This window comes from Bacillus sp. PK3_68 (genome assembly GCF_003600835.1).
Classification (GTDB): Bacteria; Bacillota; Bacilli; order Bacillales; family Domibacillaceae; genus Pseudobacillus.
Genome location: NZ_NQYC01000001.1, coordinates 3,438,029 through 3,451,295, shown reverse-complemented (window position 1 = coordinate 3,451,295; position 13,267 = coordinate 3,438,029). Strand labels below are relative to the sequence as shown.

At 41.2% G+C, this 13,267-nt stretch carries 11 protein-coding genes and 2 pseudogenes; 3 read left to right on the top strand and 10 right to left on the bottom strand.

What is annotated here, in order from left to right; genetic code table 11:
* Window positions 1–51 precede the first annotated feature (51 nt).
* The 7 genes and pseudogenes from CJ483_RS17335 to CJ483_RS17310 all read right to left on the bottom strand — a co-directional run bounded on the left by CJ483_RS17335 (window position 52) and on the right by CJ483_RS17310 (window position 6,949).
* The gene (locus CJ483_RS17335) at window positions 52–1,077 is read right to left on the bottom strand and encodes a 1,4-dihydroxy-2-naphthoate polyprenyltransferase (protein WP_406909398.1); all 1,026 of its coding nucleotides are present in this window, start codon (window positions 1,075–1,077) and stop codon (window positions 52–54) included.
* Between the two features lie 167 nt (window positions 1,078–1,244).
* Window positions 1,245–2,786, bottom strand: a complete 1,542-nt coding sequence (locus tag CJ483_RS17330) for a fumarate hydratase (protein WP_120036357.1) — start codon at window positions 2,784–2,786, stop codon at window positions 1,245–1,247.
* Between the two features lie 139 nt (window positions 2,787–2,925).
* Window positions 2,926–3,102, bottom strand: a complete 177-nt coding sequence (locus tag CJ483_RS24640; RefSeq protein ID WP_182917094.1) for an SE1561 family protein — start codon at window positions 3,100–3,102, stop codon at window positions 2,926–2,928.
* Between the two features lie 120 nt (window positions 3,103–3,222).
* The gene (locus CJ483_RS17325; protein WP_120038128.1) at window positions 3,223–4,023 is read right to left on the bottom strand and encodes a YfkD family protein; all 801 of its coding nucleotides are present in this window, start codon (window positions 4,021–4,023) and stop codon (window positions 3,223–3,225) included.
* Between the two features lie 128 nt (window positions 4,024–4,151).
* Window positions 4,152–5,302 (bottom strand): IS3 family transposase gene (locus tag CJ483_RS17320; RefSeq protein WP_120031181.1). Its coding sequence is split into 2 segments (ribosomal slippage): window positions 4,152–5,029 and window positions 5,029–5,302, totalling 1,152 coding nucleotides; the frame shifts between segments, so codons are not numbered across the junction.
* Between the two features lie 117 nt (window positions 5,303–5,419).
* On the bottom strand, window positions 5,420–6,472 hold the full coding sequence (gene cax / locus CJ483_RS17315; protein WP_120036356.1) for a calcium/proton exchanger: 1,053 nt from the start codon (window positions 6,470–6,472) through the stop codon (window positions 5,420–5,422).
* A gap of 91 nt (window positions 6,473–6,563) precedes the next feature.
* Window positions 6,564–6,949 (bottom strand): annotated as a pseudogene (locus CJ483_RS17310) (OsmC family protein).
* Window positions 6,950–7,243: 294 nt separating this feature from the next.
* On the opposite strand from CJ483_RS17310, the gene CJ483_RS17305 reads away from it, so the two are divergent.
* Window positions 7,244–9,160, top strand: a complete 1,917-nt coding sequence (locus tag CJ483_RS17305) for a heavy metal translocating P-type ATPase (RefSeq protein ID WP_120036355.1) — start codon at window positions 7,244–7,246, stop codon at window positions 9,158–9,160.
* A gap of 186 nt (window positions 9,161–9,346) precedes the next feature.
* Here the strand turns inward: CJ483_RS17305 and CJ483_RS17300 are convergent, their stop codons facing one another.
* Window positions 9,347–10,180, bottom strand: coding sequence for a YihY/virulence factor BrkB family protein (locus tag CJ483_RS17300; RefSeq protein WP_259455703.1), 834 nt, complete (start codon window positions 10,178–10,180; stop codon window positions 9,347–9,349).
* Between the two features lie 11 nt (window positions 10,181–10,191).
* Window positions 10,192–10,542, bottom strand: a complete 351-nt coding sequence (locus CJ483_RS17295) for a hypothetical protein (protein WP_120036354.1) — start codon at window positions 10,540–10,542, stop codon at window positions 10,192–10,194.
* Between the two features lie 481 nt (window positions 10,543–11,023).
* On the opposite strand from CJ483_RS17295, the pseudogene CJ483_RS17290 reads away from it, so the two are divergent.
* Both CJ483_RS17290 and CJ483_RS17285 read left to right on the top strand, forming a co-directional pair.
* Window positions 11,024–12,381 (top strand): annotated as a pseudogene (locus CJ483_RS17290) (alanine/glycine:cation symporter family protein).
* Between the two features lie 115 nt (window positions 12,382–12,496).
* On the top strand, window positions 12,497–12,718 hold the full coding sequence (locus CJ483_RS17285) for a DUF1128 domain-containing protein (RefSeq protein WP_120036353.1): 222 nt from the start codon (window positions 12,497–12,499) through the stop codon (window positions 12,716–12,718).
* A 31-nt stretch (window positions 12,719–12,749) separates the two neighbouring features.
* On the opposite strand, the gene CJ483_RS17280 is transcribed toward CJ483_RS17285, so the two are convergent.
* Complete coding sequence (locus CJ483_RS17280) at window positions 12,750–13,259, bottom strand: type 1 glutamine amidotransferase domain-containing protein (protein ID WP_259455817.1); 510 nt, start codon at window positions 13,257–13,259, stop codon at window positions 12,750–12,752.
* Window positions 13,260–13,267 lie beyond the last annotated feature (8 nt).

The window sequence follows — 13,267 nt, the reverse complement described above, 5'->3', positions numbered from 1 at the left end:
TCTAGTTTCAGTTTTAAAAAGAAAAATATCCACCTTTTATCGAGTTAATTTTCACCAAAAATAGCTGATAAACAAGCCAATAGACAGCAAGAAGCCAAAGAATGTATTTGTTTGAGCGGTCGCTTTCATGGCCAGACCGGTCCGCTTAGGCGCCTTCTCTCCTAAGAATCCTTTGATGGCTTGAATAGGTTTTGGAAGGCTTAAAAAGATTAAGAACAGCCAAGGGCTAACATCATCAAACACCACTAAACCAACAATCCACACGTATGCGACAGCAAACAAAAAGCCTAAAAAGTATACCGCTTTTTCATGTCCCATCAAAATCGCCAATGTTTTCCTTCCGCCTTTTTTATCCTCTTCAATATCGCGGATATTATTGGAAAGATTGATGGCGCCTACAAGAATGGCAATAGGAATGGAGATGATGATGCTTTGCGTATTCACAACACCCGTCTGGATGAAGAAAGAAATCAGTATAAAAAAAGAACCCATGCACAGACCGGAGAAAAGTTCTCCAAATGGTGTATAAGCAATTGGAAGCGGGCCGCCTGTATATAAGTAACCAACTGCCATTCCGCCTAATCCAATCAACGCCAGCCACCAGCTGCTGCTCACACATATATATACTCCCAATAAAAGAGCCAATGCATAAAAGCCTAGTGCCAGCTGCAAAACCGTTCTTGGCTGCATCCCGTGTCGTACAATGGCACCGCCAATACCAACAGACTCCTCGGTATCTAATCCCCGTTTAAAGTCATAGTACTCATTAAATAAATTTGTCGCGATTTGAATCCATAGGCATGCGAAGAGCATCGCTAAGAACAGCCAGATGTCCACCTTTGTATAAAACATGGCCAACACCGTTCCGATTAAAACAGGCACAAATGATGCGGTTAAAGTGTGGGGCCGAGTTAACTGCCATAATATTTTACCTGTGCTCTGCTTTTGAGCATTACCAGATTTTTGTGTTGTATATTCTTGATTCATTCCTCTCTTCCTCTCAACTTCGGATAATAAATTTAAATAAACAACTTTCATTATAACCGAAAAAACGACATAAATGGCGAGCTTTTTCATGATTCAACCGGAAAGTTATCCTGCTAAAGCCAAAAAGAGGGAGCAGTCCTTCCAGTATAAAAAGACTCCCTAAATAGGGAGTCTCAATCTGAAGAATGGAAATAAATTTTCTTTACACTCCGCCCCCTCCTATTTTCAGTAAAACAGGAGGGGGATCGATCAAATGATCAGCTAAATACTGGCTCTTTAAATTGAGAAAGCTTTTCCAAGGAAGATTTATCTACATGAGCGTGAAGGCTATTGCCGTGTGAATCCATCGTCACCACAGCTGTAAAGTCCTCTACTTGGAGATGCCACATCGCTTCCGGAATACCAAAGTTCATTAAATCAACGCCGTCTACTGACTTAATACAATCTGCATAATATTGAGCGGCTCCGCCGATCGCGTTCAAGTACACACCACCATGCTCTTTCAAAGCAGCAAGTGTTTTCGGTCCCATGCCGCCTTTACCGATGACAGCACGAATACCAAACTTCTTCATAATGTCGCCTTGGTAAGGCTCCTCGCGAATCGAAGTAGTTGGTCCGGCCGCTTTTACGTGCCATTCCCCCTGCTCATCCTTCAGCATAACCGGGCCACAGTGATAAATAACCTGGCCATTTAAATCAACCGGTGCATCATGATCCATTAAGTATTTATGGATCGCATCACGGCCTGTGTACATTCTTCCCGTGATTTTCACCACATCTCCTACTTTAAGTTCACGGATTTGCTCTTCTGTAATTGGTGCAGTTAACGTAAATGTACGGCTTTCTGATTTTGTCTCTTCCGACTCTGGCTGAGAAGAGTCAAATGTAATTTCTTCTCCATCTTGATAGAACCACTCTTGGATTTCTCCTGTTGCCGCATCAATTTGTACACCTAAGCGACGGAAAGCCCAGCAGTTATAGGCAACTGATACAAAAAAGCTAGCAGGCAAACGGTTGATAACGCCAACTTTACAGCCTAGTAAAGTCGTTTCACCGCCGAATCCCATTGTGCCAATACCAAGCTCATTCGCGTGCTTCATCACATACTCTTCCAACTGACGCAGACTTTCGTTAGGGTTCACATCGTCAACACGGCGGAAAAGCTGCTCTTTCGCCAGCTCATAACCTGTTGTACGATCACCGCCGATGCCCACACCGATAAATCCGGCACTGCACCCTTGTCCTTGAGCTTGATAAACGGAGTGCATAATACACTTACGGATACCGTCAAGGTCGCGCCCCGCTTTTCCAAGGCCTTCAAGTTCACAAGGGAGACTGTATTGAATATTTTTATTCTCACAGCCGCCGCCTTTTAGAATCAAGCGGGCATCAATATAATCTTTTTCCCATTGTTCAAACTTAATAACTGGCGTGCCTGGTCCTAAATTGTCACCGCTATTTTCTCCTGTCAATGAATCAACCGAGTTAGGACGAAGTTTTCCGTTTTTTGTCGCTTCAATCATTGCCTGATAAATGGCTTCTTTAATTTCTAATTGGTTAACGCCCACGGGTGTTTTTACTTTAAACGTCGGCATACCTGTATCCTGACAAATGGGAGAAATATTTTCATCTGCCATCTGAATATTATTTGTAATGGTATTAAGGCTCATCGCTGCGCTTGTGCCAGCATTTTCACGCACGGCGGCTGCTTTAACTGCGCGACGCACATCTTTCGGCAAATTAGTTGATGTTTCGACAATCAACTCGTACATACTTTGTTGGAACTTTTCCAAATTCATGATCTTTCCCCTCTCCACTCACTCTTTATGTATCTCTTTGCATTGCCATACTTTTTTTATTATACTGCTGAATTTTGTTGTTTTAAAGGAGAACTTAAGACTAATAAAAAGAACCAGCCTCTTGGCTGGTTCTTTTTGTTTATCTGCTTTTAAATTGTTCACACTTCTCTTCAATATCGTCAATCATTTCAAGAAGGCGGTCAATGTCTTCGATCTTTGTTTCCTCTGGCTCGATGGCATCAAGAACTTCCATAAACATATTTAAACGCTGCTTTAAGTAGCTAATTTGTGATTCTTTATCGATGATGGGCTTCATATTCGATTAGCACTCCTGTATATTTTTCTTTTGTCGCCTGCCTTCCATCGTAAAGGATTCAGCCGTTTAATTCAATTATTTCCTGCGAAAAAGATAGTTGCGCTTAAAAATTTTTGTTCATTACTGCTGCACGGATTTATAACTGAATGATACATGGTTTTTAACCGGAATCCATGCACTGATTGGTTTGGAGCTTACATTTTTCACAACAATGGCTCGTTTCCATCCTGACACGACAAGATAGACTTCCCCGTAAGTGATGATCCCTCTTTCATTTATTGCAGGGGCAAATCCATATAAGTAACCGGCCGTTTTAGGAGGTACGTTGTACACCTCATTCTGTTTTGTTCCGGCTCCAATCGCTGTTGTATAAGACAACGGCCAGCCGGTTTTGTCGATTGCCTCTTTTAAAATCATTTGTTGGACTTCTTCTGTTTTGGGCAGTTTGGCAGATAAACCACCTTTTATTACTTTGTGTGCTTCCTGAACATAGTGGATTTGATAATTGGTCTTGCCACCGCGATTGTCATAAAAGTTTGTGTTAATTTTTTGATATTGCCAGTTAGCGCTTGTTTCCTTTGAATGGTAGGCAAGCGGCCATTCACCGAGATAAATCGACACTCTGGACCCGAAAGCAAATGGCGATTTTTTAATGGATGATTCATTCAACATACGAACAAGCAAAGGATTCGTAATTTTTGTTGGCGAAGTGCTTAACAGCTCTTTCGTTAATTCACTGGGCTGTAACTGAGACAGTTCTTCTTCCTCATTTAAAAAAGTATTTTCACGTGCAATGTTTTTGACCGAGTCAGGCATTTTCTCATTAAAGCCTTTCTCCTTTTTTTCTGCCAAAGCAAGCGGCGGATTTCCTGTATATATAATGGCAATGAGTAGGCACAAAAGTAAACGACTCCACATCATCACATTCTATCCTCCCTATTTCTTTTGCTTAGTTTGCTCTTGGCTTTTCAACTTATCCGCCTAACAATAAAAAAGCTGTGCAAGTGAAGGGACTGACCCCTATTTTTGAGACAGGGATCAAAACACCTTTAAGCAGCCAGCTGCCGATACTTGACCGGTGGCTGGTTGTTTAGTTTCGCTTGAATACGGATATGGTTATAATAGTGAATATAGCTTTCGACAGTTTGCTCTACGATAGCCGTCGTAGTGCTTGTCAACTCGTCGAGATAGAACGTTTCAGACTTTAGCGAGGAATGAAACGATTCGATGGAGGCATTATCAGAGGGTGTCCCTTTCCGGGACATACTCATGGTAATGCCTTTTTCTTTGACTGCCTGCTGATAAGCATAAGATGTGTACACAGATCCCTGATCGCTGTGCAGAATGCATCCCTCTGGGAGGGGTGGCAGCTGGGCCAGCGTATGTAGCACAAAATCTGTATTCTGGCAGCTTCCTAAAGAATAGGCAATGATTTCGCCGTTAAATAAATCCTGAATACTTGAAAGATACAGCTGTTTCTGGCCAAAAGGCAAGTATGTAATATCTGTGACGAGCTTTTGAAGAGGCTGATTTGCCTGGAAATCTCCTTTTAACAGGTTATCGGAAATATGACAGGGCTGTCCTGTTCGTTTGCGTTTCTTCACTTTTACCCGGCACTGCCAGCCATACTTCTGCATTACACGCTGTACCGCTTTATGGTTAATCGACATCTCTCGTTTTAATAAGGCCGTGATTTTACGATAACCATATCGAAACTTAAGGTCCCGGCACAACGTGCCGATTTTTCGTTCAACGATCTGCCTGGCTGTTTCTTTCCGGCTCCTGCTCTTCCAGCGATAATAAGTGGATCTAGCAATGCCGAGATGCCGGCATATTTCCCTGACGGGCATGCTGGTTTGGAGTTCTTTTACTAATTCTACAGCTGTTTCTGGGACCACTTCCTCTCCAATTCTTTGTACTTTTTTAGTACTTCAATCTGCTGTTTCAAATACCGATTTTCTTCCTTCAGTTTCTCTGTTTCACTTTCATACTCAGCCCCTTTTCCGAAGGAATACTGCTTGCCCACTGGCTGTTCAAATCGATGAAACTCGCCTGCTTTGTACCATTTCATCCATGTTTTAAGCTGTGTCTTATTTCGAATGTTTAATTCCTTTAAGACTTCTTTGACCGGCACCCCAGCTAATCTCATTTTTACAGCCTTCATTTTTACTTCCGCTGGATAACTGACTCTTGTCCCCATAGAAAAACACCTCCAAGTTATTTTCGAGTATCCCATACTCGTTTTCAACTTAAAGGTGTTTTTTATTTGTCTCACTTTATGGGGTCAGTCCATGAATCACTTGCACAGCTTTTTTATCTATAATAGATAAAAACCTATTCCCATAATAAAATAAGCAGCGAGAAGCGTTAGGCCTTCGAACCAGTTTGTTTCTCCATCATTCGAGAGAACGATCGATAAAAATACTGCTGTTACCATGGCTACCAGCTCAGGGATTGTAAAAACAAGCGGCATGGACGTCTCAAACATTAACGAGAGTAAAACAAGTATCGGCGCAACAAACATGGCAATTTGCAAGGTTGAGCCAACAGCTATCTCTACAGCTACATCCATTTTATTCTTCATTGCCATCAACACAGCTGAAGCATGCTCTGCAGCATTTCCAACAATGGCCACAATGATGATCCCGATAAACAACTCTGACCAGCCAAAACTCTTTCCAACCTCTTCAAATGTATGCACTAAATTTTCTGATACATAGGCAACAGCAAGTGTAGCCAGAAGCAATACAGCTATGGCTTTCCCCTTGGACCATTCCGGCTCTTCATGTTGAGTGGTTTCTTCTGACTGACCGGTATATACTCCACGGTGTGTAACAAGCTTAAAAAATAAAGCAGCCAGATAAAGAACAATCATAATAATAGAAATTCCTACACTTAAAGAAAGGGTCTCTGAGTCGCTCATGCCTCTTGAAAAAATTTCAGGAATGACAAACGCTACAATAACAGCAAATATTAAAAGCCCCGAGTTATGACGAGCGTCATGCTCATTAAATTTTTGGCGTTTGTACTTAAGGCCTCCCATAAAATATGATAGCCCGGCAACAAGCAGCAAGTTCCCTAATACAGAACCGGTTAAAGAAGCCAGAACCACTCCAATCAACCCAGCTTGTAAAGCAAAAATCGAAATGATCAATTCGACTGCATTTCCAAAAGTGGCATTCAACAATCCGCCAATTCTTGGGCCCGTAATAATCGCAAGGCTTTCTGTGGCTCTGCCCATATAACTTGATAAAGCAATTATCGTTAAACAATAGATGCCGAACATCATTAATGTCGGCCAGTGCATAAGTGATCCAGCTACAGACAGCGGGACTCCAATCAGCACCATAATTCCAAATATCTTACCCATAAGCTGACCTCTTTTCCGTTAGAAAAATAAATACAGGTTTTTAATCAAGATACCCCATTTTCTCATTTCCTAACGCTAATTGAGGTAGTTATTAAGATTGGATAATTTCAAAAGTTTCGACTACTTCAATGACAGGGATAACCGATTGTACCATTGAACAGTTCTTTCTCGTCAGCTCCATCGCTTTTTTATTTGTCCTTCTGCTAGCTCTTTTCCTTTAATAATAAAGTGAACTTCTACTTTTTCAATCCGGCTTGCCTCTTGTTCGTTCCGATAGACCTTCGTGTTAATTTCAATGTTCTCTACGTGCATTCTTTTTTTCTCAAGAATCTTTCGCAGAACACCTCCGCTGCAAACAGCTATAGACGCGGTTAGTAGTTGATAAGGACGAAATCCATACAGCTCATCACCAGAGACATCAAGCTGTCCGTAAGGTAGATCAGCTGTAAATCCGCCTTCCTTCATTCGAAATTTCATTTTTTCACCTCTTTGCAATCATCTACCTTATTTTAAATTATTTGCAGCGAAACCTCTATCTCTGAACAAATGTTTGATGAAGCATTAAAAAAAGATATTACTCTTTATTTTTAAGCACGGCTATGTTAATATAATCTTAATTATAATTATTATAAATTAATAATAAAACTACATTTAAACAAAAAACCTTATTTTAAAACTAATGAGAATGTTTTTCATTCATCAAAAGAAAAGTGAATTTGATTACTATTCTCAATTATAAAGAGGAAATATCAATTAAGGAGGAATATTATCATGAATATGCAAGCAAAAGCTTTAGAGGCCGGACATCAAGAAGAAGCGCTCTGGATTTCTTCCATAAAACCTCACGCCGAACTGATAGCAGCTCTTTTAAGCGGTGTATTGATTTTAGCTGGATGGCTCTTAGATAAAAACGGCGTTCATTCTGCAGCCGTTCCAATTTATATGATCGCCTTTATTATCGGCGGTTTTGCCAAAGCCAAAGAAGGGATTGAAGAAACGATTGCCGAGAAAGAGCTGAATGTAGAAATGCTCATGATTTTTGCTGCCATCGGCTCAGCTATTATCGGTTATTGGACAGAAGGAGCTATCTTAATTTTCATTTTTGCTCTTAGTGGAGCACTCGAAACTTATACAATGAATAAAAGCCAAAAAGAAATTTCTTCCTTAATGGGAATTCAGCCGGAAGAAGCCTTATTGATCAAAAATGGCACAGAAGAAAAAGTTCACGTGTCTTCTCTTGCAGTTGGAGATTTAATCCTTGTAAAACCGGGAGAGCGCATTCCTGCAGATGGCCTAATCTCAAAGGGACAGACAACGATTGATGAGGCTGCTATAACAGGGGAATCAATCCCCGTTTCTAAACAGCAAAACGGAGAAGTATTCGCAGGTACTGTGAACATTACTGGATCTGTTTATATTGAAGTAACAAAGCCTGCAAGCGAGACACTTTTTCAAAAAATCATCCAACTTGTTCAATCTGCCCAAAGTGAAAAGTCACCTTCCCAACTATTCATCGAGAAATTTGAAGGCAAATATGTAAAAATTGTATTGGCAGCGGTTGGTTTAATGATGTTTTTACCTCATTTTGCCCTTGGCTGGACCTGGACAGAAACCTTTTATCGAGCCATGGTCCTTCTCGTTGTCGCTTCTCCATGTGCGCTCGTCGCTTCAATTATGCCGGCGACACTTTCAGCGATTTCTAACGGAGCTCGCCGTGGCATTTTATTTAAAGGCGGCGTTCATTTAGAAAACCTGAACAATTTAAAAGCGATTGCTTTTGATAAAACCGGTACCCTTACAAAAGGGAAACCTGAGGTAACAGATGTAGTTGTCCGCGAAGGTCTAGCAGAGAATGAATTGCTTAGTGCTGTTGCTTCGATCGAAAGTCAGTCCAATCACCCACTCGCTCAGGCGATCATTCGATTTGCCCAAGAAAAAAATGTCGCTTATTCTGCACCAGATGAGTTGGAAGATGCAGCCGGTTGGGGAGTCAAAGGAACTGTTAAGGGAAAACAATGGAAGATCGGGAAAGCTGATTTTATTGACCGGGAAGCCGCACTCGCTTTCCATGGCGGCAAAGCGAATGAACTTGCCTCTTCTGGAAAAACAACTGTTTTTGTGGGAGATGAATATGGAATTGCAGCGGTTATTGCTTTGAAGGACTTAATACGGGAAGACACAAAACAGGCTTTAGAGCTTCTCCATCAAGAAGGCATTCACACTATTATGCTGACAGGCGACAATGAAACAACAGCAAGAGCGATTGCTAAGGAAGCGCACTTAGACACCTTCATTGCTGAATGTTTGCCGGAGCAGAAAGTAGATCAACTAAAAAAGTTAATTCAAGATTATGATACTGTCGCAATGGTTGGAGACGGCATTAATGACGCTCCCGCTCTAGCTACCGCAAACATTGGGATTGCTATGGGAGAAGGCTCAGATGTGGCGATGGAAACAGCAGATATCGTCCTGATGAAAAATGACTTGCCTAAAATTGCTGAAGCCATTCGCTTATCAAAAAAAATGCAACGGATCGTTAAGCAAAATGTGATCTTTTCCATATCAGTCATTATGCTGCTTATCATTTCCAACTTCTTTCAAGTGCTTGACTTACCGTTTGGCGTTATCGGGCACGAAGGCAGCACTATTCTCGTTATCTTAAACGGGCTGCGTCTCTTGCGGTCTTAAAAACGTTCAGCTTGCTGAACGTTTTTTTATTGACTCAATCAGTGCAAAAGGCCATTTATCAATGATGATTCCTATCCAAATGTTATGTCTATACTTTTGTGGATGGTGAGCAGAAAAAATTCATTTATGAGCAAAGCCCATTAAAAAAGCCCGCCTACCAACAGTAAAGGGTAAGCAGACTCTTCATTAACAATCGCCAGCTAAGTCGTTTTTCAAGGCATTGATTTCTCCACCAATAAGGATAATCATCGCTGACAGATAAAACCAAATCATCATGACAATGATGGCTCCAATGCTTCCATATGTGGCTGAGTAATTGCCAAAATTATTGACATAAAAAGAAAAACCTAATGAAACGACAATCCAGCCAACAGCAGCAAAGATGGCTCCCGGCAAAACGGTTAAACATTTGACACTAATGTTCGGAGCCAAATAATACAAACCAACAAATACTCCAAAAATCAACAGAGGAGAAATCAGCCAGCGCAGCCAGTTCCAAAGCTTTAGAAACTCATCGGACAGGCCTAAATAGTCAGATGCGAACAGTCCGATTTGCTTCCCGAATACCTGTAAGATTAAGGCAGCCGCTATCACAAAAATTAAACCGACTGTTAATAAAACAGACATGCCCCTCACCTTGTAGAACGGTCTTGTCTCGTCTACGTTGTATGCATGATTTAATCCTTTAATAATAGCATTCATCCCTTTAGAAGCTGACCAGAGAGTGGCGATTACCCCGAAGGAAAGCAAACCGCCATTTCCATTTTGCAACACTTCATTCAATGTATTTTGAATGGTTTCTACTGTATCGCCAGGGGCATAATCGCGAACCAAAAGAAACATATCCTGCTGGCTAATAGGCAAGTAAGCCAGCAGGGTTACAGCAAAAATTAACAATGGAAAGAGCGATAGCAGAAAGTAGTACGACATTTGTGCAGCAGTGTCCGGAACATCAGATTGTTGTATTCTTTTCAGCAAATGCTTTGAAAAAATTTTTAACCCTATCTTGTTGTCGGACAAATAATCGCCTCCTAGTGCGTTACTGAAGTTTTTCCTGCTGCACCGGATGCGCTTTCTTCATCAGGAAGAAAAGTGCTCTTTGTCTCATCCACAAGATCTTTTACCTCAGGTGTCAAATCGCGTAAACTGTCGACTTTTCCACGAATGTAACTAACGTCATCGCTAATTTGCTGAGCTGTTTCCTTTGCTCGATTTACAATTTCTTTAGAGGAGGCAGATAAGCTTTCAGGGTCTTTTGCCATCTCAAATAAATAGATGGCCCACTCCTTCATCTCCTCTCTTGTCTGACGGTCCATTAAAGCAATAGCGCCTCCAATTGCTGCGCCAATGCCTACCTTTGTAAAAAATTTACCTTTTCCCATTTTCATCATCCTTTCTTTCACAACTAAACTAATTGTATCAGCAGAATCATGGCTGACAAATTATCCGAACTGGTCATCTGCTTGCTCGCAAGTACACTTTCATCGCTTATCCTTTAAGAATAAAGAATGTTCCCTTTCCATTCTTACTTGGGCTGTAGCATTTTCATTATTCTCATGCTCTATCAATTCCCCTTTTGTAAAATAACAAAACATCATTCGTAAGAAACAGGGCTCTTGAAAGCAGGCTGACTCATTGTTCGTCTATATAAGAGTACCATGACCCTATTCTTTAGTGGATGACTCTTTTCCTTCTTTTTAAATCGCTCTTTAGCGCTAACATACTATCAGTAAATGATTTTTCACAATTCAACCAACTTTTGTTTGTTTCATTTAACAAAAGTTTCTATTTTTTAAATATTTTTAAATACTGACTACTCTTTTCTAGGCATTTTTATATAATGAGGGAGAAGGAGGGGATAATATGGCTCAGGAAAAATTACTTGGCATCATGAACACTATTAGTGGTTACATTTGGGGACCGCCTCTGCTAATTCTTTTAGTTGGAACTGGAATTTATTTAACCGTACGTATTGGCTTTTTACAGCTCAGATTACTGCCTTATTCTCTTAAACTTGCATTTAGCAAAAGCCAGGATAAGCAATCTGAAGGTGATATCTCTCACTTCCAAGCTTTAATGACAGCGCTCGCAGCAACGGTTGGAACTGGAAATATCGTTGGGGTAGCGACCGCTGTATTAATGGGAGGCCCTGGAGCTGTCTTCTGGATGTGGTTGAGTGCATTCTTTGGCATGGCTACGAAATATGCAGAGGCTGTACTCGCCGTAAAGTACCGCGTCCAAGACCTAGACGGAGAAATGTCCGGCGGTCCAATGTATTATCTCGAACGGGGATTAAATCAAAAATGGCTGGGCATCCTGTTCGCTTTATTCGGTGCCGTTGCTGCTTTTGGTATCGGGAATCTAGTACAAGCCAATGCAGTGGCCGGCGTGGTAAAAAATACGTTTAATGTATCTCCATTCGTTACAGGAATTGTTTTACTTATCTTTACTGCCCTTGTTTTATTAGGCGGCATTAAAAGCATCGGTAAAGTGACTGCTTTTTTTGTGCCAATTATGGCAGCGTTCTATTTGATCGCAGGCCTTGTTATCCTGCTGACAAACTTAGGTGGCATTCCAGCAGCCCTAGGTCTAATTTTCTCAGATGCTTTTACCGGTGAAGCTGTAGCAGGAGGTGCGATTGGTGCAGTTATTCGTTACGGTGTGGCTCGTGGGTATTCTCTAATGAAGCAGGTCTCGGCTCTGCCCCGATTGCAGCAGCGGCAGCAAAAACAGACATGCCTGCTCGCCAGGCTCTCGTCTCTATGACTCAAGTGTTTATTGATACTATTTTAATTTGTTCCATCACAGGAATAACCATTGTGATGGCTGGACAATATGATCAGGGATTGGAAGGAAGCGAACTGACAACTGTATCCTTTGAATCCTTCCTTGGTCCGGCAGGCTCTTACGTAGTCGCTCTTGGCCTGCTGTTCTTTGCTTCTTCTACCATCATCGGCTGGTCGTACTATGGAGAGAAATGTTTCTCCTACCTATTTAGCAAAAAGGTTGTTAAATACTATCGGCTGGTCTTTGTATTAGCGGTCTTCATCGGGGCAGTAACAAGTCTCGAACTAGTTTGGACATTTGCCGATATTATGAATGGATTAATGGCCTTCCCTAACCTGGTTGGTATCATCGGCCTATCTGGAGTAGTCATTCACGAAACAAAAAATGTATTAAAAGCCATCAAGGAAGAAAAAGAAAAGAAAGCGGCTGCTTAACAAAGCATAAAAAAAAACAGACTTTTTTAAAAGTCTGTTTTTTTAAATAGTTGATTGACAAACTAAATGAAAAGTGAAATGATGTTATCAAATTACTGGAGAGGGTGAAAAGAACGTGGATCTATCTGTCAAATCCCCTGAAAATATTGAATACATGCTAGAGCAAATCACAACAAAATTACGCATGGTAAATGTCGGCGCTATTAAACCGGATCACTTCAGCGAATCTTCTTATGAGGATTTAAAGGAAATTTATGAGTTAGTGAACCGCAAAAGTAACTTCAGCCCAAGTGAAATGCAAGCTATTGCTGAAGAACTTGGTAGTTTGCGAAAATAAAAAGCCGGTAGTTTACCGGCCTTCTCTCCATTTATTCTTTTGCAAGAAGCTTCAACGACTCTCTATTGAAAGCGGGAATGTCATCAGGTGTGCGGCTTGTGACAAGCTGATCTTGACAAACAACCACTTCCTCATCCTTGTAAGTAACACCTGCATATTCCATATCTACTTTAATCGACTTATATCCTGTAGCACTTCTGCCTTCCAACGATTTGGCCGTGATAAGCAGCTGTGGACCGTGACAAATAGCAAACACCGGTTTTTTCTCATCCATGAAGGCTTTCGCAAAATTTACAAAGCGATCATCTGCTCGCAACTGGTCTGGTGAAAAGCCCCCCGGAATTAGCAGCGCGTCAAAGTCACTTGGGCTTACGTCATCAATCCCCTTATCAATGGCGATGGTTGCTTCTCCTTGTTTTCCTTTTACTGCTTTTCCTGCTTCTTTTTCAATAGTAACAACCTCATGGCCGGCTTCTTTATATGCATTCACCGGTTCTGTGTATTCGGAATCTTCCACCATGTCTGTTACTAATACAGCAATTTTTTACT

Excerpts from the sequence above, each read along its gene's own strand:
- CJ483_RS17295 (WP_120036354.1), bottom strand. The coding sequence starts at position 10,542 with ATGGGAAAAGGTAAATTTTTTACAAAGGTAGGCATTGGCGCAGCAATT.
- CJ483_RS17330 (WP_120036357.1), bottom strand. The coding sequence starts at position 2,786 with ATGAATTTGGAAAAGTTCCAACAAAGTATGTACGAGTTGATTGTCGAA.
- CJ483_RS24640 (WP_182917094.1), bottom strand. The coding sequence starts at position 3,102 with ATGAAGCCCATCATCGATAAAGAATCACAAATTAGCTACTTAAAGCAG.
- CJ483_RS17325 (WP_120038128.1), bottom strand. The coding sequence starts at position 4,023 with ATGATGTGGAGTCGTTTACTTTTGTGCCTACTCATTGCCATTATATAT.
- cax (WP_120036356.1), bottom strand. The coding sequence starts at position 6,472 with ATGGGTAAGATATTTGGAATTATGGTGCTGATTGGAGTCCCGCTGTCT.
- CJ483_RS17335 (WP_406909398.1), bottom strand. The coding sequence starts at position 1,077 with ATGAAAAAGCTCGCCATTTATGTCGTTTTTTCGGTTATAATGAAAGTT.
- CJ483_RS17305 (WP_120036355.1), top strand. The coding sequence starts at position 7,244 with ATGAATATGCAAGCAAAAGCTTTAGAGGCCGGACATCAAGAAGAAGCG.